This is a genomic window from Megasphaera sp. MJR8396C (genome assembly GCF_001546855.1).
Taxonomy (GTDB): Bacteria; Bacillota; Negativicutes; order Veillonellales; family Megasphaeraceae; genus Megasphaera.
In genome coordinates, this window is the sequence record NZ_KQ958153.1 from 94884 (window position 1) to 115616 (window position 20733).

General features: G+C 54.6%; 21 protein-coding genes and 1 other RNA gene. 19 read left to right on the forward strand and 3 right to left on the reverse strand.

Features of this window, described 5'->3' with window-relative positions; all coding sequences use genetic code 11:
• Positions 1-4: 4 nt before the first annotated feature.
• A complete protein-coding gene (locus HMPREF3201_RS02305) occupies positions 5-1351 on the forward strand; it encodes a hemolysin family protein (protein WP_062411550.1) in 1347 nt (448 codons plus the stop codon).
• Positions 1341-2099, forward strand: coding sequence for a DNA repair protein RecO (locus HMPREF3201_RS02310; RefSeq protein WP_062411551.1), 759 nt, complete (start codon positions 1341-1343; stop codon positions 2097-2099). Before HMPREF3201_RS02305 ends, HMPREF3201_RS02310 begins: the two co-directional genes overlap by 11 nt.
• A gap of 81 nt (positions 2100-2180) precedes the next feature.
• Here HMPREF3201_RS02310 and HMPREF3201_RS02315 read toward each other — a convergent pair whose 3' ends face one another.
• The gene (locus HMPREF3201_RS02315; protein ID WP_062411552.1) at positions 2181-2660 is read right to left on the reverse strand and encodes a hypothetical protein; all 480 of its coding nucleotides are present in this window, start codon (positions 2658-2660) and stop codon (positions 2181-2183) included.
• 190 nt (positions 2661-2850) lie between these two features.
• Between HMPREF3201_RS02315 and HMPREF3201_RS02320 the strand changes: the two genes are divergently transcribed.
• A complete protein-coding gene (locus HMPREF3201_RS02320; RefSeq protein ID WP_062411553.1) occupies positions 2851-4188 on the forward strand; it encodes an MATE family efflux transporter in 1338 nt (445 codons plus the stop codon).
• 74 nt (positions 4189-4262) lie between these two features.
• On the opposite strand, the gene HMPREF3201_RS02325 is transcribed toward HMPREF3201_RS02320, so the two are convergent.
• Positions 4263-4595 carry a winged helix-turn-helix transcriptional regulator gene (locus HMPREF3201_RS02325; RefSeq protein ID WP_062411554.1) on the reverse strand — a complete coding sequence of 111 codons (333 nt, stop codon included), beginning with the start codon at positions 4593-4595 and terminating at the stop codon, positions 4263-4265.
• A gap of 136 nt (positions 4596-4731) precedes the next feature.
• On the opposite strand from HMPREF3201_RS02325, the gene trxA reads away from it, so the two are divergent.
• The gene (gene trxA / locus HMPREF3201_RS02330; RefSeq protein WP_062411555.1) at positions 4732-5049 is read left to right on the forward strand and encodes a thioredoxin; all 318 of its coding nucleotides are present in this window, start codon (positions 4732-4734) and stop codon (positions 5047-5049) included.
• 6 nt (positions 5050-5055) lie between these two features.
• A complete protein-coding gene (locus HMPREF3201_RS02335; protein WP_062411556.1) occupies positions 5056-6003 on the forward strand; it encodes an NAD(P)/FAD-dependent oxidoreductase in 948 nt (315 codons plus the stop codon).
• A 122-nt stretch (positions 6004-6125) separates the two neighbouring features.
• On the opposite strand, the gene HMPREF3201_RS02340 is transcribed toward HMPREF3201_RS02335, so the two are convergent.
• Positions 6126-7688, reverse strand: coding sequence for a nitrite/sulfite reductase (locus HMPREF3201_RS02340; protein ID WP_062411557.1), 1563 nt, complete (start codon positions 7686-7688; stop codon positions 6126-6128).
• Positions 7689-7865: 177 nt separating this feature from the next.
• Here HMPREF3201_RS02340 and HMPREF3201_RS02345 point away from each other — a divergent pair, with 177 nt between their 5' ends.
• The 14 genes from HMPREF3201_RS02345 (at position 7866) to HMPREF3201_RS02410 (ending at position 20085) form a co-directional block, all read left to right on the forward strand.
• Complete coding sequence (locus tag HMPREF3201_RS02345) at positions 7866-9338, forward strand: HAMP domain-containing sensor histidine kinase (protein ID WP_062411558.1); 1473 nt, start codon at positions 7866-7868, stop codon at positions 9336-9338.
• A 1-nt stretch (position 9339) separates the two neighbouring features.
• Positions 9340-10026: a response regulator transcription factor gene (locus HMPREF3201_RS02350; RefSeq protein WP_062411559.1), complete on the forward strand. Its 687-nt coding sequence runs from the start codon at positions 9340-9342 to the stop codon at positions 10024-10026.
• A gap of 112 nt (positions 10027-10138) precedes the next feature.
• Positions 10139-11680, forward strand: coding sequence for an ArnT family glycosyltransferase (locus HMPREF3201_RS02355; protein WP_082709375.1), 1542 nt, complete (start codon positions 10139-10141; stop codon positions 11678-11680).
• A gap of 82 nt (positions 11681-11762) precedes the next feature.
• The gene (locus HMPREF3201_RS02360; RefSeq protein WP_062411560.1) at positions 11763-12098 is read left to right on the forward strand and encodes a hypothetical protein; all 336 of its coding nucleotides are present in this window, start codon (positions 11763-11765) and stop codon (positions 12096-12098) included.
• A gap of 127 nt (positions 12099-12225) precedes the next feature.
• Positions 12226-12915, forward strand: a complete 690-nt coding sequence (locus HMPREF3201_RS02365) for a tRNA (adenine(22)-N(1))-methyltransferase (protein ID WP_062411561.1) — start codon at positions 12226-12228, stop codon at positions 12913-12915.
• On the forward strand, positions 12900-14021 hold the full coding sequence (locus HMPREF3201_RS02370; RefSeq protein ID WP_062411562.1) for a Nif3-like dinuclear metal center hexameric protein: 1122 nt from the start codon (positions 12900-12902) through the stop codon (positions 14019-14021). The genes HMPREF3201_RS02365 and HMPREF3201_RS02370 overlap by 16 nt, the downstream gene beginning before the upstream one ends.
• A gap of 40 nt (positions 14022-14061) precedes the next feature.
• Positions 14062-14706 carry a thiamine phosphate synthase gene (gene thiE / locus HMPREF3201_RS02375; RefSeq protein ID WP_062411563.1) on the forward strand — a complete coding sequence of 215 codons (645 nt, stop codon included), beginning with the start codon at positions 14062-14064 and terminating at the stop codon, positions 14704-14706.
• Between the two features lie 64 nt (positions 14707-14770).
• Positions 14771-15118: RNase P RNA component class A (rnpB, locus tag HMPREF3201_RS02380), an RNA gene on the forward strand.
• 166 nt (positions 15119-15284) lie between these two features.
• On the forward strand, positions 15285-16511 hold the full coding sequence (locus HMPREF3201_RS02385; RefSeq protein WP_062411564.1) for an aspartate kinase: 1227 nt from the start codon (positions 15285-15287) through the stop codon (positions 16509-16511).
• Positions 16512-16519: 8 nt separating this feature from the next.
• Positions 16520-16819, forward strand: coding sequence for a hypothetical protein (locus HMPREF3201_RS02390; protein WP_044503494.1), 300 nt, complete (start codon positions 16520-16522; stop codon positions 16817-16819).
• Positions 16820-16872: 53 nt separating this feature from the next.
• Entirely contained in the window at positions 16873-17235 is a 363-nt protein-coding gene (gene acpS / locus HMPREF3201_RS02395) for a holo-ACP synthase (RefSeq protein WP_062411565.1), read from the forward strand.
• A gap of 46 nt (positions 17236-17281) precedes the next feature.
• On the forward strand, positions 17282-18934 hold the full coding sequence (locus HMPREF3201_RS02400; protein WP_062411566.1) for a bifunctional ADP-dependent NAD(P)H-hydrate dehydratase/NAD(P)H-hydrate epimerase: 1653 nt from the start codon (positions 17282-17284) through the stop codon (positions 18932-18934).
• A 1-nt stretch (position 18935) separates the two neighbouring features.
• Positions 18936-19859 carry a ComEC/Rec2 family competence protein gene (locus HMPREF3201_RS02405; RefSeq protein ID WP_062411567.1) on the forward strand — a complete coding sequence of 308 codons (924 nt, stop codon included), beginning with the start codon at positions 18936-18938 and terminating at the stop codon, positions 19857-19859.
• Complete coding sequence (locus HMPREF3201_RS02410) at positions 19852-20085, forward strand: DUF3006 domain-containing protein (RefSeq protein ID WP_227163239.1); 234 nt, start codon at positions 19852-19854, stop codon at positions 20083-20085. Before HMPREF3201_RS02405 ends, HMPREF3201_RS02410 begins: the two co-directional genes overlap by 8 nt.
• Positions 20086-20733: the final 648 nt, after the last annotated feature.

A 20733-nucleotide genomic window follows, 5' to 3' on the forward strand; every position in this document is an offset into this window, starting at 1 on the left:
CAAGATGGAAGCACAACTCATCGTCCAATGTTTTCTAATTTTTCTGATCTGCCTGATTATCAGCGCCGTCTGCGTGACCGGGAAATTCGCCTTTGCCCAGCTGCGCAAGGAATATTTGGAAGAACTCATCCGCGATGGCGACGTATCTTTAAAGCCGCTGCTCTCCCTGTACGATAAGCCCATTATCTTCCTAGCGACGGCCCAGCTAGGTATGGCCCTGTCAGGCCTCGTCGCCGGTGCCGCCGGGTTCTGCATCCTCTACAGCCTCTACGGCCTCCTCGAACCCTACGTCGGCCACGTCTGGATCTTATGGCTCATCGACCTCGTCGTGGCCATCATCCTCTGCTTCATCCTCTGGGTCTTTGGCGAATTGATCCCGAAATCCGTCGGCCTTCAGCGGCCGGAACGGAGCCTGCGCATGGTCCACCGCCTCATCCATCCCTGGAGCCATCCGCTGCTGCCCTTCATCGTCCTCGGCAACGGCCTGGGACGGCTCATCTTAGCCGACCGCGGCCTGGACGTCACCAACGAAATCGACCTGGCCCATTCGGAAGATGAAATCCGGATGCTCATCACGGCCAGCCACAAAGAAGGGAAGATCGACCAAGTCGAAAGCGAGCTCATTGGCAACGTCTTCGACTTTGCCGACCTGTTAGCTAAAGAAATCATGGTGCCCCGACAGGATATCGTCTGCCTCTACACGGAAGAAACGATGCACCAGCATCTGCAGACTATCCGCCAGTCGCGGCATACGCGCTACCCCTTGTGTGAAGACGACAAGGACCATATCCTGGGCCTGGTCCACATCAAGGACATCATGGATCTCTACATCCATAAGCGCAGCAACCTCAACCTCATCAAACGGCCGATCCTGACCATTCCGGAAATCATGCCGGCGTCGAAACTGCTCCAGCTCATGCGCATGCGCCGTACCTACCTGGCCATGGTCGTCGATGAATACGGCAGCACCGTCGGCCTCATCGGCCTCGAAGATATCCTGGAAGAATTGGTCGGCGCCATTCAGAACGAACACACGACGGAAAAAGAAGAGATTCAGCCCCTTCCCGACGGCGCTTACGAATTTGCCGGGACGGTCCTCCTCGACGACGTCGAAGAACTGCTGCACATCCCCGTCGAAGACGACGTCGATACCGATACCATCGGCGGCTACGTCTTTAACGCCTTAGGCCATACGCCGATCGTCCACGACGAAGTCACCATCGGCAACTACCGGTTCCAAGTCCTTGAAATGCAGCGCTTCCGCATCGTTCGCCTGAGAGCTGTTCCCATCCCGCCGCCGCCCGAAGAAGAAGGGACGGGTGAAGGGGACGGTGACAGCCATGGCGACTAGTCGTTCCTTCGGCCAGCGGCCGTCACGACCGTATGACGGCCTTATCCTGGCCGTAAAAAAGACCAGCGCCAAGCAGCTGGTCCTCACCATTTTGACGCACCAGGAAGGGATTCTCCACGTCCTGGCCCGCCGCAGCACCCAGGGCAAGATGGGCTACGGCGCCTTGTCGCCCCTGGCGGAGATTTCCTTCGACGTCTTTGAAAAGGACGGCGTCCACACCTTGACTGAATACGATTGCCGGGCCAATCGGCGCCTTCGCGACCTGACCTGGGACGGCTACGTCTATTCACAGATCTTCGTCGAAATGGTCCTATTCCTGACGGCGAGCGGCGAAAGAGATGAGGAACTGTACCGCTTGGTACGGCTTTACGGACGGGCCATCGAAATCAAGGACGTCCGCATCGTCACCCTCATCGCCGGCTGGCAGCTCCTGGCGCTGACCGGCTTTCTGCCCGAAACGGAAGAAGCCCGCGTCTTTTACCGCGGTCAGGGGTACTGCGGCCAGCCGGTCTACTACATCGACTACCAGCATAGGGACGACATGGCCGAACGGCAGCTCACGCCGGCCGTGCGCCAGACCTGGCAGACCCTCATCCGCTACCCTTGGGGGACGGATGAAAAAATAAACCTGAGGAGGGACGATCTTCGCTTTTTAGAAGCCCTGCTCTATAACTACGTCAACCAGTGCAGCGAGCGGCAGATGAAGACGCCGAATCTGCTGCAAACCGGCCTGCCGCCGCAGCCGTAAAGAGTCCGAAACACGTATTTCGGACTCTTTTTTTGCCCGCTTCCGGAGAGGGGGGGCAAGGATAAGGCTGACGTACAGAACTCATCCGAGACGGCCCTTATACCGCCAGTGGTGGAGGTCATCATGGAGGCTTTCGATGATGGCCTGCTGGGCCGCATCGGTATAGACCAATTGGGTGTGAGCCCCTTGTTTCCACATCGGTGCCGTCGGAATCTCGCCGCCGGTGATGTGGCGGGTCAGGAAGTTTTTTAGGCGTCGGATGAACCACTCGGGCAGGCGCTGGTGATATTTTCGATAGAGAATAAAGACTTGGATGCAGTCGGGCAGGATGCGAAAGTCTTCGACGACGGCGATTTTATTATACTCTTTCATGAGGGCCAAGGCCTTGGTGACGGCCTTTCCCGACCGCGACGGCTGCCAGACGAGGTGATCCTCGTCGGTTTCGATGGTTCCGAAGGGAGCTTTTCCCTTGCAGGCATAGATGGTGATCAGCTGGCCGCGGGGGACTGTCGAAAAAGGGGGCAGCCAGGAGGGAATCGGAGAAAATGCTTTTAGGGTCATGACGACACCTCCATAAGATGATTTGGATGACGGACTGTCATGTATCTATTGTACACGTCCACTCTAAGAATACAATTAACGGATTTGTCCTTTTGTTAAAACTGAATTAGACCTTGTTTTTCCGACACAAGGTGGTATAATAAAACTATTTCACTATAGGTTCTGTGTACTGCAAAGAGAGGATGATTCGATGGTTCGCAGTATGACTTCGGGCAATCCGATCAGCCTGATCCTGGCCTTTACGGTGCCCTTGCTGATCGGCAACGTCTTCCAGCAATTTTATAATATTGCCGACATCATCATCGTCGGCCGGACGATCGGCGTCAATGCCTTAGCCGCTGTCGGCGCCGTCGCCCCTGTCTATATGTCCGTTTTTGGCGTGACCATCGGTCTGTCGGCGGGCTTTTCGGTCATCGTCGGCCAGCGTTTTGGCGCCAAAGACATGGAAGGCCTGCGCCGTTCCGTGGCGACGTCGACGATATTGGCCTTTGCCATTACCCTTTTGGTTACGGCCGTCGTCAGCCTTTCTATGCCCCTCATCCTGAGGGTCATGAATATATCCGGTATCCTCTACGACGATGCCTACCACTACATGATCATCATCGTGTTAGGGCTGGTCGCCATGATGGCCTACAATCTCTTGTCCAGCATCTGCCGGGCCTTGGGCGACAGCCGGACGCCGCTTTATTTCCTCATCGTATCGTCCCTCCTGAACATCGCTCTGGCCCTGTTGTTCATCGTCGTCTTTGGCTGGGGCGTGCCGGGGTCGGCCATTGCCTTGGTCATCGCCCAGGGCGTATCGGCGGTCATGTGCTTTGCCTTTATGCGCAAGCGTTTTCCCATGCTGCGCCTGACCCGCAGCGATTGGCAGTTTGACCGGGCCTTTGCCTGGCAGCACCTGCGCCTGGGCCTTCCCATGGCCGTTCAATTCCTCATCATTTCCATGGGCATTTTGATCCTCCAATCGGTCTGCAATACCTTTGGGCCGGAAACGATTGCCGGCTTCGTATCGGCGACGAAAATCGAACAGCTGGCCCTGCAGCCCATGATTTCCTTCGGCATCGCCATGGCCGTCTATTCGGCCCAGAACTACGGTGCCGGAAAGTATGACCGCATCCGCCAGGGCGTCCGCCAATGTTCGATGGTCTCTCTGGCCTTTTGTGCCGCCGCTGCCGTGGCCATGTACTTTTTCGGCTGCAACGTCATCTCCTTGTTCACGACCGTTCACGATGACCTGCTCATGGAACAGGCCCTCTTGTATTTGAAGATGTCCGTTCCTTTCTATATCTTTTTGGGTCAAATTTTTGTCTACCGCAACGCCCTTCAGGGGATCGGCATCGCCAGCGTGCCCCTCATCAGCAGCCTCTTGGAACTGGGCGGCCGCAGTGTATCGGCCCTGGTCCTGGCGGCCATGTGGGGCTACTTCGGCATCTGCTGCGCCAGCCCCATTTGCTGGGTCATGGCGGCCTTGTTTACCGGCGGATCCTATCATTGGGTCATGCACACCATGAAGGCCAAGGGGCGCTAGCCGCCTTTTAGAACGGCCTTTTTCAGATAAAAAAATCCCGTCTCCTTTTTTCTGGGAGGCGGGATGCTTGGCGTTTAGAGATGTTTTTCACCCCAGTGCTTCAATTCCAGTAGGATGGGGATCATGGAGTGGGCCTTTTCGGTCAGGGAATACTCGACGCGGACCGGCATTTCCCGGTACTGTCGGCGCTCGATGAGACCGTCTTCTTCCATTTCTTTTAAGGATTGGGCCAGCATCGTATTGGTGATGCCGTAGACGGCCCGGCGCAGTTCGCCGTAGCGCATGACGCCCTTGTCGTCGATGACGCAGAGCAAGAGGATTTTCCACTTGCCGCCGATGATATTTAAGACCTTTTTCAGGCCGCAGCCTTGGCCGGCTATATTTTCACAGATCGATTCATGGTTCATGGTTAGTCATCCTTCCGTAGTCCGTTTTTTCGTACTACCTCCAAAAAAACTTCGTACTTGATAAGTTTTACATACCATGTATAATATACGTATCAAAAGAAAAAATCAAGTCATTTACAGAAAGGTGGTCTTCCTCATGGAATACAAATTCACATCTGATAATTTTCAACAAGAAGTCTTAGAAAGCAAAGAACCGGTCATGATCGACTTTTATGCCGACTGGTGCGGCCCGTGCCAGATGATGGGTCCTGTCGTCGCTAACTTTGCTGAAGAATATGCCGGCAAAATCAAAATCGGCAAGGTCAACACCGATGCTGAACCGCAGTTGGCCAAGGATTACCAGGTCATGAGCATTCCGAACTTCGTCTTCATCAAAGACGGTAAAGTCGTCGACCAGGCCATCGGTGCCGTATCGGCCGATGCCTTGAAAGAAAAGCTCGACGCACTCCTCTAAGTTGTTATGAAAGAAGGGAACGCCATGATTTATGATGTATTGATTCTCGGTGCCGGCCCGGCGGGCCTTGCGGCGGCCATCTATGCCGGCCGCAACAATCAGTCGGTCCTGCTCATCGAAAAGGGCCAGGACGGCGGTCAGATTTCGCTCACGGCAGATCTTGAAAACTATCCCGGGCAGATGCTGGAAGGGGAAAGCGGCATGTCCCTTTCCATGCGCATGGCTCAGCAGGCGAAGAACTTCGGCGTAAAGAGGGCCCTCGATTCGATCGTCGAAGCCCGGCTTTCCGGTGACGTCAAGGAACTGGTAGGCAGATCCGATACCTACCGCGGCCGTACGGTCATCATCGCCTCCGGTGCCAACCATCGCCCCTTGGGAATTCCCAGTGAACCCAAGCTGATCGGTCATGGCATTTCCTACTGCGCTACTTGTGATGCCGGCTTTTTCCGCGGCCTCAATGTCTACGTCGCCGGCGGCGGCGACAGTGCCATTCAGGAAGCCATCTTCCTGACCCGCTTTGCCCGTAAGGTCACTGTCGTCCATCGCCGCGATGCCCTGCGTGCCGTTCCAGCCTTGCAGGAACAGGCCTTTGCTAATGAAAAGCTGGACTTTATGTGGGATTCCGTCATCGACGATGCCGGCGGCGACGGCAAGCTCCAGTGGCTTTCGGTCCGCAACGTCAAGACCGGCGAAACGACGAAGATCGAAGCGCCGGCCGAAGACGGCTTCATGGGCCTCTTTGTCTTCTTGGGCATCGTGCCGTCGACAGATATGTTTGCCGACGTCCTGACCCTGAAAGACGGTTACATCGTAACCGACGAACAGATGCATACCAACCTTTCCGGCGTCTTTGCAGCCGGTGACATCCGTCATAAATCGCTGCGGCAGGTCGTGACGGCTGCCGCCGACGGCGCCATTGCCGCCATGGAAGCCTACCATTACTTGAACCACTAATAAAAACGGTACCTTGACAGTCCCTCTGTCAGGTACCGTTTTTTGCAGTTGGGCAAGGCGTGCTTACTTTTCATTAAGGTATATAAAAAAGGAACTCTTTTCAGAGTTCCTTTTTTTGCGTATTATTCGAAAGATTCGATCAAGGCCATAAGATCCTGCTGATGGCTGGGATACCATTCATCATAAGGCTGGCCCGCTTTGAGGAGGACTTCATTTAAGGCCAGGAAGAAGGCCGGAATGTTTTTCGAGGTAATCGTTCCGATCTGTTCGGCGACGACGCCCTTGCCTAAGGCGTAGCTGCCGCCGGCATAGACGTTGAAGGCCGGTTCCATGGCGCCGTTTACTTTCTTAGCCGCACCGCGAAAACCGAGGGCAGCCGTCTGCTGGACGGCACAGTTTGACGGGCAGCCCGAGAAGTGGCACTTGGGCAGGAAATGGCTGTCGACGCCGCGGTCTTTCAAGGTCTTTGCGACTTCGGCCAGCATGCCGTGAGAGTCGCGGAGGCCTTGCTGGCAGACGGTGGCACCGATGCAGCTGACCGAGTGTTCAAAGGCCGTCGTTGCCGTATCGTCGGCGGTCAGGGCGGCAACCTTGCGGGCTTCGTCGGCCGTAAGGTTGATGATGTATGCCGTTTCATCGGCGTTGAGGCGGATTTCGGCGCCTTCCATCGTCGACAGCAGGCCTAAGAGGTCTTTAAAGACCGATACCTTCGGCGTCCCGCCTAAGGGCTTGTATTCGACGTGGTAGAGGCCTTCTTGTTTCTGCTTGCGGATGCGGAAATCGGAAAGGACCGTATCGTCGGCGCCGCTCTTGGTAAGGGCCGGTTCTTCTTCGAGGGAGAACTCGGGAATCCCTTCTTGACGGGCTTTTTCGACGGCGTCGCGGACGGCTTTGCGGAAGGCGTCTTCGCCGAGCTGGTCGAGGATGAACCGCGACCGGTTCTTGGCCCGGTGTTCGTAGTCGCCGTACTTCATGTAGACGTCGCGGCCGTAGCCTAAGATGTAATAGGGGATGTCCATGGGATCGATGCCTTCGTCGATGAGGATGCCGAAGCGCGAGCCGTTGACGCCGAAGCCGCCGCCGGCATAGACGTCAAAGGTGTGATCGGGACGGGCGACGAAGCCTAAATCCTTGAAGGTCGCGTGGCCTTCGTTGTCGCGGCCGCTGGAAAAGCTGATTTTGTACTTGCGCGGCAGGTTGAATTTGGGAATGAGGTTGATGACGAAGCTGGCCGCAGCCTTAATGTAAGGCGTCATATTGAAGTATTCGCCGGGGGCGATGCCGTGGAGGGGGCTGGCCGTGATGTTGCGCGGATTGTCACCGCCGCCGCCGGCGCAGTAGATGCCGTGGTCGAAACAGTCCTGATAGAGGTCGAGGACCGATTGTTCGTCAAGATGATGGATCTGCAGGGCTTCGCCGGTCGTGAAATGGACGAGGTCGACGTTATATTTTTCGAGGGCTTCTTTTAAGAAGGCGATGTGGGCCTGACCGATGGCGCCGCCAGAGAAGCGGAGGCGCAGCATGCTGCTGTTGGCGCCCCGTTCGCCGTAACTGCCGAATTTACCGGAGGTACCTTTATATTTGCCGGGCGGCAGTTCTTTCGCGTAAAAAGCTTTGGTCGCTTCGACGAATTGGGGGAAGCGGCTGCGTAATTCTTCCTTAGTTTCTGCTGTAATCTGAGTCATGTATTACCACCCCTTATAAAACAATAGCGTTTTAATAGATTTTTGTCTTATTATAACAGACTTTACGAGTCGGGGCAAAAAGAGAATTGCCGGAAAAATTGCATTTTCTTTCAAATTTGTTTAACCTATAGGTATAAACTAGAAAAATTCAATCTTATATAAAAATAGGTGATGGGTATGCAATTACGCGACTGGCCGCTGCGCAAACGGCTGCTGTTTTCTAACTTTATCATGATCTTTATTCCCGTCTTATTTACGGGAATCGTCAGCATCGCTATCTTTTTGGGACTCCAATTCGGCAATATCAACCGGGCCGGCGTCATTTCCTTCATTTGGCCTGAGAGCGGGCAGAACATGTCGATCCAGTTTGAACTGAGCCGCCTCCGCGTCCGGGCCGACCGCTATGACGGAGATTTGGCGCCCTTGCTGCAGGCTGCCGATCATTTAGAGGATCAGGGCCTCAATGTGTCCATCTGGCGGGACGGCAAGCAGCTCTACGATACGGCCGGCATCGACAGCAACTACCTGCATCAGCTGGTGACCGACGGGGAACCTCAGGGGCACGCCGACTTCTCTTGGACCGGGAAGGGCCTGCGCTTTTATTACGTCTCGCCCCATACTGACGTTCACCTGGCCGTGGCCGGCGCCGTACCCTTGTACCCCGAGTCGGAATACATCGACTTGTCCTCGAAAGACGTGTTGAAGCTGGCCTTCTACGTCCTGGCCGTCTTGGCCGTGTTGCTGACCGTTGCCGTCGGCTTTGCCTTGTCGCGCTGGATGGCCCGCCAGATCGTCGAACCCGTCGAACGGATGCGGGACATGGCCGATGCCATCAGCCAGGGTGATTTGGACCACCCGGTGCCCATCTTGTCCCGCGATGAAATCGGCGATACCTGCCAGTCCTTTGAACAGATGCGGCTCCAACTGCGGGCCGCCCGGGATACGCGGGAAAAATTCGATCAGAACCGCAAGGAACTGCTGGCGGGCATCTCTCACGACTTATCGACGCCGCTTACGAAAATCGAAGGCTACGCCAGCGGTCTTGTCGACGGCATTGCCAATACGCCAGAAAAGCAGCGCCATTATGTGGCCATGATCCGGGATACGTCGCGCCACATGGCCGAATTGGTCCAGACCTTGTTCCTCTTTTCAAAGCTCGATCTGGGGCAGATTCCCTTCCACTGGGAAGCCGTCGATATCAAGGCCTACGTTGCCGATTACGTCGGGGAACAGGCGCCGCTCTACGAATCTCAGGGACTGGCAGTCCGTTTTGTGTCGGCTGTCGATCAGGCTGTCGTGCGCCTGGACCGGATCCAATTCCAACGGGTCCTTGAAAATATCCTCGGCAACAGCCTGAAATATAAGGATCAGGAGAAGGGCCAAATGACGGTCCGTCTCGACGGGGACGGGGACGGGTATCTCCTGACCTTTGCCGACGACGGCCGCGGCGTCGACGACGCCGATTTGGCGAAAATATTTGAAAGTTTTTATCGGACCGATAAGGCTCGCAGCAATTCTGCCAAAGGCAGCGGCCTGGGACTGTCCGTGGTCCAGCAGATTATTTTGGCCATGGGCGGCACCATTTGGGCCCGCCAGACAGAGCCTAAGGGACTGACCATTTGCATTCGATTACCGAAAGGGGAGGCATAAGATGAAACGGATTTTAATCATTGAAGACGACAAGGGCATTGCTGAATTGGAGCGGGATTACCTCGAAGCTAACGGGTTTGCCGTCGACATGGCTTTTGACGGCGACACCGGGGAAAAGAAGGCCCTTCAGGAAGCTTACGACTTCATCATCCTCGACATCATGCTGCCCGGTCGGGACGGTTTTCAAATCTGCCGCACCATCCGCGAAGCGAAGGATATTCCCATCATCCTCGTATCGGCCCGCCAGGAAGACATCGACAAGATCCGCGGCCTGGGCCTCGGTGCCGACGACTATATCGTAAAGCCCTTCAGCCCCAATGAACTCGTGGCCCGCGTCAAAGCCCATCTGGCTCGCTATGAACAGCTGACGGCCCGCGAAGTCCATCGCCATGCCCTCTGTTTTGACGGCCTTGAAATCGACGAAAGCGGCCACCGCGTCTTCGTCAAAGGGGAGGAAGTGAGCCTGCCCAATAAGGAATTTGAACTCCTCTTGTTCTTCGCCAAGAACCCGGGCATCGTCTTCAGTAAAGAAACCCTCTTTGACCGCGTCTGGGGCAGCGAAGCCCTGGGGGAAACGGCGACGGTTTCAGTCCACGTCAACCGCATTCGCGAAAAAATCGAAGAAGATACGGCCAAACCTCGCTATATTGAAACGGTCTGGGGAGCCGGCTACCGCTTCCACGGATAAGCGCTCTTTTTAAGGATCATTCCCGGTTTATTGTCAGTCTGTTCAAACTTTGTTTAACTTCCCACCCTATACTGTAGCCATCATTAGAGATGTATAGAAAGGGAAGGATAACATGGAAACTTATCAGATGAAGAAAGAAGGGCCGGGACTGGTTCATTTTGCCCAGCGGCTCTGGCAGGTTGTATTGTCACGACCGGCTGTCGTCCTAGCCGTCATGACGGCCATTCTTTGTTTCGTTGGCAATCACTTGTTGGTCATCACCGACCCTGTCGAATCGAATTATGCCTTGACGGCCAAGGAAATGTTGGCTTCGGGCGACTATTTTTCGCCCCGTATTTTTGGCAATTATTGGTATGATAAACCGATTTTCTTTTATTGGGAACTCATCGCTGCTTTTAAATTATTCGGCATCAGCGATTTTGCCGCCCGCTTCTTCCCGGCCCTCTTCGGCATCGCCGGCGTCCTCTTAGCCTACGCTTTTACGGCCCGCCTGTACGACAAGAAAACGGGATTTTTCACGGGCCTCATCTTGATGACGACCGTCGAATATTTCTACTTATCCAAGGCCGTTATCACCGATATGACCTTGTTCGTATTTTATTCGGCCTGCCTCATGGCCTTTTACATCGCCTACAGTGAAAAGAAGCCGGCCTTCTATTATGCAGCCTACGCCTTTGCCGGCCTGTCGGTGCTGACTAAAGGGCCAATCGGCCTCCTGCAGCCGGGACTCATTATCCTCTTGTTCCTCTTGTGGCGCCGCGATTTAAAAGCCTTGCTGCATATTAAAATGATTTCCGGATTGTTGCTGTTTCTGGCCATTACGGCTGTCTGGTACGTCCCTATGTATCTGATGCACGGCGACGCCTTCATCAGCCAGTTCATCGGCGTTCACAACGTCCTGCGGGCGACGGTTTCGGAACATCCGAAATACGACGTCTGGTATTACTACAGTGCCATCTTCTTAGTCGGCTTCATTCCCTGGGTCTTTACCCTGCCCCTGGCTTGGCGCGACTACGGCCTTACCCGGAAGATCGCAGCCCTTTGGCGGCAAAAGAAGGTAAGCCTGCCGGCCCTTTCCATGAAGACCCAATTCCTCATCGTCTGGGCGGTCACCATCTTCGTTACCTACCAGTTCATGGCGACGAAGTACATGACCTATACCTTCCCCTACATGATCCCCATTGCCATCGGCTTTGCGTCTTATTTGAAAAAATACGACCGCCTGGTGGTCAACATGGCTGGCATCGTTCTTGCCATTTACGTCGCCGTGACCTATATGGTCATCATTCCCCAGTGCCAGCAGGCCTCGGCGTACGGCGTCTCCCAGATTGTCCGCACCATGGCCGACGATCAGACGACAGTCGTCATGTTCGGCGGCCGCTACTCCGTGTCCCAGACCTATTACTCCGGCCATCAGGCCTATCGCCTGGCTAAGGCCGACCGCATCCGTGACCTCCTTCCCGGCGATATCAGCTGGAATGCCAAGAACGTCATGCCTTTCATGGCCATCGAAGACCTGCCCAACCACGACAAGGTCCTGGCCCTGGTCAACGATCAGGATGAAGCCCACTTCCTGCAGGATGTGCCCGGCAAGTGGAAATGGGTCGGTCAGAAGGGCGTCTGGGTCGTTTACGAAAAAGAAAGCGATTTGTAGTCGCGCTGGAATGGCCTTGTGACTGAATTGTAACGGCTGATGCGTATACTATAATCAATCTTAAATAAAGGGGTTGATTTTTATGAAGAAGTTTCAGAATATAATGCGCATGGCTTTAGTCTTGGTGATTACGGTGGCAACCTTCAGCGGTGCTGCCTTGACGGCTCAGGCTGCCGAACCGAGACCGTACGATCAGCAGCAGTGGGAACAGCAGGATAACAACCGCCATCGCGACAACCACAACGATAAGAAAGATAAGAACGACAAGAATTACAAGAAGTATAAAAACGATAAGAAGTACAAGAACGACTGGAAAGAAAAGGAAAATCCTAAAAAAGATGTCGACCAGGCAAACCGCAAAGCCAATATCGCCATCGGCGTCGCTGCCATCGCAACGATCGTCGCCTTGTCGAAATAAGATTAATGAAAAGACTGTCCGCCTCGGGCAGTCTTTTTTGTGCCCCGAGCTTTTGGGGTCGTCCTTGTCAAGGAGTGGCCCTATGGGTATAATAAAATAGTATATAACGATAAAGGATGTGTTTGTTATGCAATTGACGCCGCGCCTCGAGGCTGCCGTGTCTTTGATTCCCAAGGGATCTGTCATCGCCGATATCGGGACGGATCACGCCTATATCCCGGTCTACACCTGTGAAACGGGGTGGTGCCCGTCGGCCATTGCCGCCGATATCGTGCCGGGCCCCTTAGCGGCGGCCAGGGCTCACGTCGAAGGCGCCGGCCTTCAAGACCGCATCGACTGCCGTCTCGGCGACGGACTGACCTGTGTCGAAAGCGGGGAAGCCGACGGCGCCGTCATCTGCGGCATGGGCGGTTCTTTGATGATAAAAATCCTCCAGCAGTCATACGACGTCTGGCAGTCCTTTGACTTCGTCGTCCTTCAGCCTCAGAGTGACAGCGGCGACCTTCGGCGTTATCTCTATGAAAAGGACTGGCACATCGAAGATGAGCGACTGGTCATCGACGACGGCCGTCTCTATGAACTGCTGCGGGCTGTTCCGGGAAAAGCCGAAGCCCTGCCGGAGTGGCAGTATGAACTGGGCCCGGTCAATTGGCAGCGCCGCAATCCGCTCCTCAGCCGCAAGATCGAAATCCTCATGGAAACCAAGGGGCGGATTTTGGCTGGCCTCAAGAAGAGCCGCCGCGACCTGCACGTTCAAATTGAAGCAATGGAAAAGGAATTATCCTTTTGGAGGGACTTGAAATGTCAGTTACAGTAGGTGAAATCGTAAACGTATTGAATACCTGGGCGCCCTTGTCGCTAAAAGAGTCGTGGGACAATCCGGGTCTTCTCATCGGGAATCCCGATGAAACTGTCGACAAGCTGCTGGTGACCTTAGACGTCATGATGGACACCGTCGACTACGCCATCGAACAGGGCGTCACGATGATCGTAAGCCACCATCCGGTCATCTTCGACGGGCTTAAATCGCTGCGGACCGATACGTATAACGGGGCCATGTACCAAAAACTGCTGACCCATCACATCGCCGTCTACAGTGCCCACACCAATCTCGACAGCGCCGACGGCGGCGTCAATGACGTCCTGGCCGGGTTATTGGGCCTGACCGATGTCGAAGGCCTGGTTCCCGTTTCTGAGGACAAGCTCTATAAAATCGCCGTCTACGTCCCGGAAAGCCACAGTGACGCCCTGCGTAAGGCCCTGGCTGACAGCGGTGCCGGCTATATCGGAAATTACAGTGACTGTTCCTTTACCGTCAAGGGAGAAGGGCGGTTCAAGCCCCATGAAGGGACGAATCCCTTTATCGGCAGCGTCGGCAAGGTCGAAACAGTAGCTGAAGAACGGATCGAGACCATCGTTCCGGAAAGCCTGCTCAATCAGGTCCTGCCGGCTATGGTCAAGGCTCATCCCTATGAAGAACCGGCTTATGACATCTATCCCTTGAAAAATGCCGTCCATTCCTTCACCATGGGCCGCGTCGGAAATTGGCCGACACCGGAACCGGCTGCAGCCGTTCTTCGAAAGATTAAGGACATCCTCCATCGCGACGCCTTGTCCTATGCCGGCGATACGGATGTGACCGTTCGCCGCGTTGCCCTCCTCGGCGGCGGTGGGGCCGGTTTCATTAATCTGGCGAAACAGGCCGGGGCTGACCTCTATCTGACCGGCGATATGAAATACCACGACGCTCAGGAAGCCTTTAAGCAGGGCATCGTCGTCGTCGACGGCGGCCACTTCGGCACGGAATCCCCTGTCGTCGATGACCTCTGCCGGAGACTGATAGAAGCGTCGGCTGAACACCATTGGGACATCGACTGCCAGCGCGACCCGACGTCACGGGACATGATACAGTCTTTAATTTAAAGCGCCGTGCAGACGCCATGATAAGGAAGGTAGTTATATTATGACCAAAGAAGACCATGTAAAACATTTATTAGAAGATCCGGTTTACGCCATCATGGGCAATGAAGAACTCTGCCTGGGCCGAAACAACGTCGACGTAGCCAAGGGCTTGATCGCCGCCGGCGTCACCATTATCCAGTACCGGGAAAAGCATAAGAAATGGCGGGCTAAGTACGAAGAAGCCAGCGCCATTGCCAGACTCTGCCATGACCATGATGTGACCTTCATTATGAATGATTCGACGGATCTTGCCATCGCCTGCGGGGCCGACGGCATCCACGTCGGCCAAGATGATGCCCCGGCCCAGGTCGTCCGCCAGCTCGCCGGTCCGGACGTCTTCATCGGCGTTTCGACCAATACCATCGACGAAATGAAACAGGCCAAAGCCGACGGTGCCGATTACGTTGGTTTCGGCCCCATGTTCCCGACCCAGTCGAAGGACGATGCCGATGACGTCGTAAGTAAGGAAGCCAAGGCCTTTGCCCTGAACTTCAGCCTGCCCGTCGTCACCATCGGCGGCATCAGCCTGGACAACATCCGCAGCCTGTACGACGAAGGATTCCGTTCCTTTGCCATGATTTCGGCCATCGTCGGAAAGAAAGACATGAACCAGGCCGTGGCCGACATCCGCCGTATCTTGCAGTAACGGCATGACAAGGCCGTCGATGCTCATTGACGGCGATCCGAAAATATGATATTCTATAAGACGTTGAGTATGAAAGGCAATCGCTAGTGCTTCGGCATTAGAGGAAAGTCCGAGCTCCGCAGGGCAGGATGCCGGCTAACGGCCGGCGAAGGTGACTTTAGGGACAGTGCCACAGAAATGTGTACCGCCACGAAAGTGGTAAGGGTGGAACGGTGCGGTAAGAGCGCACCAGCGGTACAGTAATGTGCCGGCTAGGTAAACCCCATCTGGAGCAAGACCGAATAGGGAAGGGATGAAGCGGCCCGCTGATCTTCCGGGTTGTGTCGCTTGAACATGCTGGCAACAGTATGTCTAGATAGATGATTGCTGCTGCGCAAGCAGTACAAAACTCGGCTTACTGATTACTCATCACTCTGGAAATACAGGGACTGTTGCGTGATATGACAGCATGCGGCAGTCCCTTTACATTTATGGCCGTCCATGATATTATTGCAATAAGTGGATTCTGTTGGCCTGAACCATAAGAATGAATTACCACGGCAAGGAATACTTAAACAAACAAAAGCGAGGGATTTAAGTTGGCATTAATCGTTAAGAAGTTTGGCGGCAGCTCCGTAGCTACGCCGGACAAAATGCGTGCTATTGTGCAACGGGTCTTAAAAGGGAAAAAGCCTGAAGACAAAATCGTCATCGTCGTTTCTGCAATGGGGGATACGACCGATGATTTAGTAGCCTTAGCAAAGCAGATTACCTCTAAGGCTTACGGCCGTGAAATGGATATGCTCCTGACGACGGGCGAACAGGTTTCGATCGCTCTCATGGCCATGGCATTCCAGGAAGCCGGTCAGAAGGCCGTCTCCTTTACGGGTGCTCAGGCAGGCATCAAGACCAGTGATGCCTTCAACAAAGGCCGTATTTTGGCCTTGAAGCCGGCCCGTATCATGAAGGCACTGGAACAAGATAATATTGTCGTCGTTGCCGGTTTCCAGGGCATTACCGGTCATGGTGACATCACGACCCTCGGCCGCGGCGGTTCCGATACGACAGCCGTCGCTATCGCCGGCGCTATCCACGCTGATGTTTGTGAAATCTATACCGACGTTGACGGCGTGTACACGTCCGATCCCCGTGTCGTTCCCAATGCTAGAAAAATCGATCAGATCACATACGGCGAGATGCTTGAAATGGCGAAACTCGGCGCCGGTGTCATGCAGCCCCGGGCCGTCGAAATGGGCAGCCGCTTCGGCGTTCCCATTTACGTGCGCTCGACTTTTTCGGAAGATGAAGGAACTATGATACAGGAGGATTGCTCTATGGAAGTCAAACAATATCTCATCCGCGGCGTCGCTTCGGATAAAAATGTGGCTAAAATCACCGTTCTCGGAATTCCTAATAAACCGGGGTTTGCCTACCGCGTCTTTTCTGAATTGGCAGAAAAGAACGTCGACGTCGACATGATCGTTCAGAGCGTCCGCTACGCTAACGAAGGCGTTACGGATATTACCTTTACCATTGCCCGCACGGACTTGGAAGAAGCCGAATCGGTTTTCGAATCCCTGCGCAGCGAAATGCCCGTCGAAGACATCATCATCGACGACAAGATGGCCAAGGTTTCTGTCGTCGGCGCCGGTATGGCCGGTCACCCGGGCATTGCTGCCGGCATGTTCGGTGTCCTCAGCGACAATGATATCAACATCGAAATTATTTCTACGTCGGAAATCAGTATTACCTGCCTCATTGCGGAAGAAGTTGTCGATAAGGCCGTCAAAGCCATTCATCAGCACTTCTTCGACGAAGAAGACTAGGGGGATTCATGTCTGTATTGGATAGCTTTACAGAAGAAATGCTGCAGTCTGAACTGCCCAAGCGCGTGACCTTGGAGCGGCTCATTCACGGGCTGGAAGTCGAGAAGCCGCCGAAGTTTTCCATTCCGGCACCGAAATATACCTTTGAAACGAATTTACACGGCTTTCGGTACGATTACCAGCATCAAACTGTTACGATTTCCTATAAAGTAGCCCACGGCCTTCACGATGATATGACCGTGTCCTTTACGACCTTCCGGGTCTTGCTGGAAGGGCTGGGCGTCTGTATCCGAATGCAGAAGTGGTAGTTAACTTTGCCGCAGTTCCTGAGGGGATTGCGGCTCTTTTTTTGGAGGAATGTATGCACTGCGGGACGGATATTGTACAAATCAGCCGTATGGACGACTTGGTGCGGCGTCACGGCACGTCGCTGGGCCGTTTTTTTACGGAACAGGAACTGGCCTATTGCCAAAAAGGAACGTCGTGGCGGACGGAGTCCCTGGCCGGCATCTTTGCGGCCAAAGAGGCCCTGTTCAAGGCCTTGGGAACGGGCTTTCGCCAGGGAAAATGGACCGACGTCGAAGTCGTCCACGATGAACTGGGGGCGCCGCAGTACCGCCTTTACGGCGTCTACGCCGAGGCCGTACGGGAAAAGAGCTGCCAGCCGCCGTCCCTGTCCATCGCCCATGACGGCGACTATGCCGTCGCTTTTGTCGTCCTGTAAAGGGCGAAGAAGTCGATAACTTTTAGGAGTGAGAAGGGAGACTGCCATGAAGAAGATAAATACTGCCGCCCAGATGCGGCAAATGGATTATGAAGCCATGCACGGAAGTTACGCTATAGCGCCGGCCGTGCTGATGGAAAACGCCGGCCGCGCCGTCGCCGAACGAGCCGAGAAATGGATCGAAGGCTGGGACGGCAAGGACGTCGTCCTCTTTTGCGGCAAGGGCAATAACGGCGGCGACGGCTTCGTCATCGCCCGTTATATCTTAGCCGCCGGCGCCAGAGCCTATGTCTACATCTTAGGCCAAGAAGCCGATTACAGTGATGAAGCGCGGCAGCACCTGCATACCTTACAGGAATTGGCTGACGACGAAACGTGCCTGCTCCTGTCGGCACCGGAAAGCCCGGAAGACTGGCAGCTTTTGCGGAAACGGCTTCACGCCTCGTCCATCGTCATCGATGCCATGGTCGGCACAGGCTTTCACGGAAGCCTGCGCCAGCCCGTAGCAGCCATCGTCGCTGAAGTCAATGTGGCCTCTGCCGTCGGAGCCGTGACGGTCATTGCCGTCGACATGCCGACGGGCGTCAATGCCGATACGGGTGTTGTCAGCCATGGCGACGATGAAGAAGACGGCCCTCTCTTTGCCGACATGACGGTCACCTTCGGCGTCTTGAAACGGGGACTGTCCCTCTATCCCGGACGGGCCTGCGCCGGCCATATCGAAGTCGACTCCATCGGCATGCCGGGGCCGCTCCTCTACGGCGCCAACGACGATGCCGTCTATTTACTGCAGCAGTCGGACATCGCTGAAATCGTCGTGCCCCGCAGCCCCGACAGCCATAAGGGGAGTCACGGGACGATTGCCATCGTCACCGGCAGCAGCCAAATGGCAGGAGCAGCTCTCATGGCAGCTCACGGCGCCGTCCGCAGTGGTGCCGGAAAAGTCTTTCTCCGCGTACCCGGTAAGGTCGGGCCCTACTGCATCGGTGTCCAGCCGGAAGTCATGGTCAAGAGCGTCGGGACCGGCGACTGCTTTACGGCAGACGATGCCGAGTCCATCATCGCAGAAAGCAACCACTGGTCGGTCCTGGCCATGGGCCCGGGCATGGGCCGCGACGACGGGACGCGGGACTTTTTAAAGCGCGTCCTGGAACAGGTAACCTGCCCGGTCGTCCTCGATGCCGACGCCTTGAACCTCCTGGCCGGTGAAAAAGAATTCCTCTCGGCCATAGGCCACCGCCTCATCGTGACGCCCCACCTGGCGGAATTTTCCCGCCTCAGCGGTTTTTCTCTGGATGAGATTAAAGACGACCTCATCGGAAGAGCCCGGGCCTTTGCCGCCGACTGGAAGGTCAACCTGGTCCTCAAAGGGGCTCCGACCCTCATCGTATCGGCTAAGACGGGCAACGTCTACGTCAACCCGACGGGCAATGCCGGCATGGCCTGCGGCGGCATGGGTGATATCCTGACCGGGATGATCGCCGCCATGACGGCCCATCAGGGCATGAGCGACCTCTGCAGTGCTGCCTGTGCCGGCGTCTATCTCCACGGCGCTGCTGGCGATGCCTGCCGCAAAGACCGCGGCCCCTATGGATTTACGCCTATGGAAACGGCTGATGCCGTACCGAGCGTCTTAGCCGACCTCGAAAAAAATCTGGCCCTGCCCATTTTGCAGCAGCCCTTAATTGGAGGCAAGTAAGTTGAAGAAACGAAGATTTTTGTTATTTCCCTTAACCCTGTTACTGACCTTGATGCTCATTTTGGCCGGTTGTGCCAACAGCGTCACGTCTATGGCCTCGTCCGGAGCCAGTGCCGTTCAGTCCCTGACCGACTCCGATAAAGACCTGAAAATATCGGTCTTGAATGTCGGTCAGGCCGATGCCACCCTCATCCAGTATAAGGGTAAGAACATGCTCATCGATACGGGCGACGTCGACAGCCGCGATTCTTTAGTACAGCAGCTGAAGGCACGCAACGTAAAAGAACTCGATGCCGTCCTCATCACCCATCCCCACGGCGACCACATGGGCGGCATGGCGGCCTTGTTTAAAGCCTTTCCTATCAAACAGATTTACGATAACGGCCAGGTTGCCAATACGGTCATGTACCGCAACTATTTAAAGAACATCAAGGCCAAGCAGATCCCTTATAAGGTCTTGAAAAAGGGTGACAGCCTGACCCTCGGTGACGACGTCGTCTTTACGGTCCTCTCGCCGGGCACGATTTTCACCAAGGATAATACGACGGGTGTATCGGAAAGCGGCCTGACCAACGACAACTCCATCGTCTGCAAGATGACTTACGGCAAGTTCTCCATGCTGTTTACCGGCGACGCCCAGAAGGAAGTCGAAGACCAGCTCCTCAAAGAGGACATCAAGGCCGACATCCTGAAAGTCGGTCACCACGGCAGTAAGACCTCGTCATCCGATGCCTTCATCAAGGCCGTAGCCCCCCAGGCGGCGACCATTTCCTGCGGCGTCAATAATTCCTATAAATTCCCTCATGAACCGACCTTGAAGACCCTTCAGAAATACCATGTCGACGTCTATCGGACGGACCGCAACGGCGTCATTACCATTAAGACCGACGGTTCGTCGTACAGCATTGAAAAGGAGCATGAATAAGATGAAAAAAGAACTCATCGGCAGCATCGACCGCATTACGGAACAGACAGCCTATATCGTCTTGAATGATGATGAACATGAACTCCCATTTCCCGTCGAACTCCTGCCCGAAGGGGCCGATGAAGGCATGGCCTTCACCATCACCATCGAGCGGAACGAAGCGGAAGAACAGAAGTTAGCCGACGAAATCGCCGAGCTCCGCAACAGCCTGCAGCAGAATCAATGATCGAAGAGGCCCTTTGATAAGCGATAGAACTTATCAAAGGGCCTTTTTTTGATTTTCAGCAGAATGCATGAGTTGAGCCGTTTCATCACCGGAGACGGCTTTATTAAAACGTTATGAGGTTACCAAAGTGAAATGTATTCCCAATATGAAATATAAATTGACAAATATTGCATGAAATGAATAAATAAACGGGAAATGGATGAATATGTAAAATTACTCGGAGGTAAATCGTAAAAAGTTAGTAAATTCACAAATAAAAACGGCTTAATGAAGCCGATGTTTAAAAATAAAGAAATTTTTCACGAGGCACCTTATTTTGACAGGTTAAAAATAAAAATGTATAATCATTACAGTGAGTGTGGTGCGAAGGCAGGCAGCACTCGCCCGATAGAGCGGACAAACGATGTGATTCAAGGCAGTAAAAGAGAGGAAACTAGGACAACTCGCCAATGAACCCTTGAAGAATACGTTTCGACTCTCGCCCGTAATGGTGTAAGGCTCACAGAAACTCAATCTTAAATCGAAAAGGGGTTATTACTCATGAAATCCAAAGTATTAGCAGCTCTCGTAGCAACTATGGCCGTTGGTGCAACTTGTGCTTTCGCAGCGAACCCGTTTGTCGACGTTCCGTCCGACAGCTGGGCTTAC

Coding starts and splice junctions, on each gene's coding strand:
- HMPREF3201_RS02390 (WP_044503494.1), top strand. CDS start 16,520: ATGTCTGTATTGGATAGCTTTACAGAAGAAATGCTGCAGTCTGAACTG.
- HMPREF3201_RS02305 (WP_062411550.1), top strand. CDS start 5: ATGGAAGCACAACTCATCGTCCAATGTTTTCTAATTTTTCTGATCTGC.
- HMPREF3201_RS02360 (WP_062411560.1), top strand. CDS start 11,763: ATGAAGAAGTTTCAGAATATAATGCGCATGGCTTTAGTCTTGGTGATT.
- HMPREF3201_RS02370 (WP_062411562.1), top strand. CDS start 12,900: ATGTCAGTTACAGTAGGTGAAATCGTAAACGTATTGAATACCTGGGCG.
- HMPREF3201_RS02340 (WP_062411557.1), bottom strand. CDS start 7,688: ATGACTCAGATTACAGCAGAAACTAAGGAAGAATTACGCAGCCGCTTC.
- HMPREF3201_RS02400 (WP_062411566.1), top strand. CDS start 17,282: ATGAAGAAGATAAATACTGCCGCCCAGATGCGGCAAATGGATTATGAA.
- acpS (WP_062411565.1), top strand. CDS start 16,873: ATGCACTGCGGGACGGATATTGTACAAATCAGCCGTATGGACGACTTG.
- HMPREF3201_RS02350 (WP_062411559.1), top strand. CDS start 9,340: ATGAAACGGATTTTAATCATTGAAGACGACAAGGGCATTGCTGAATTG.
- HMPREF3201_RS02325 (WP_062411554.1), bottom strand. CDS start 4,595: ATGAACCATGAATCGATCTGTGAAAATATAGCCGGCCAAGGCTGCGGC.
- HMPREF3201_RS02345 (WP_062411558.1), top strand. CDS start 7,866: ATGCAATTACGCGACTGGCCGCTGCGCAAACGGCTGCTGTTTTCTAAC.
- HMPREF3201_RS02310 (WP_062411551.1), top strand. CDS start 1,341: ATGGCGACTAGTCGTTCCTTCGGCCAGCGGCCGTCACGACCGTATGAC.
- HMPREF3201_RS02410 (WP_227163239.1), top strand. CDS start 19,852: ATGAATAAGATGAAAAAAGAACTCATCGGCAGCATCGACCGCATTACG.
- HMPREF3201_RS02335 (WP_062411556.1), top strand. CDS start 5,056: ATGAAAGAAGGGAACGCCATGATTTATGATGTATTGATTCTCGGTGCC.
- HMPREF3201_RS02355 (WP_082709375.1), top strand. CDS start 10,139: ATGGAAACTTATCAGATGAAGAAAGAAGGGCCGGGACTGGTTCATTTT.
- thiE (WP_062411563.1), top strand. CDS start 14,062: ATGACCAAAGAAGACCATGTAAAACATTTATTAGAAGATCCGGTTTAC.
- trxA (WP_062411555.1), top strand. CDS start 4,732: ATGGAATACAAATTCACATCTGATAATTTTCAACAAGAAGTCTTAGAA.
- HMPREF3201_RS02315 (WP_062411552.1), bottom strand. CDS start 2,660: ATGACCCTAAAAGCATTTTCTCCGATTCCCTCCTGGCTGCCCCCTTTT.
- HMPREF3201_RS02365 (WP_062411561.1), top strand. CDS start 12,226: ATGCAATTGACGCCGCGCCTCGAGGCTGCCGTGTCTTTGATTCCCAAG.
- HMPREF3201_RS02320 (WP_062411553.1), top strand. CDS start 2,851: ATGGTTCGCAGTATGACTTCGGGCAATCCGATCAGCCTGATCCTGGCC.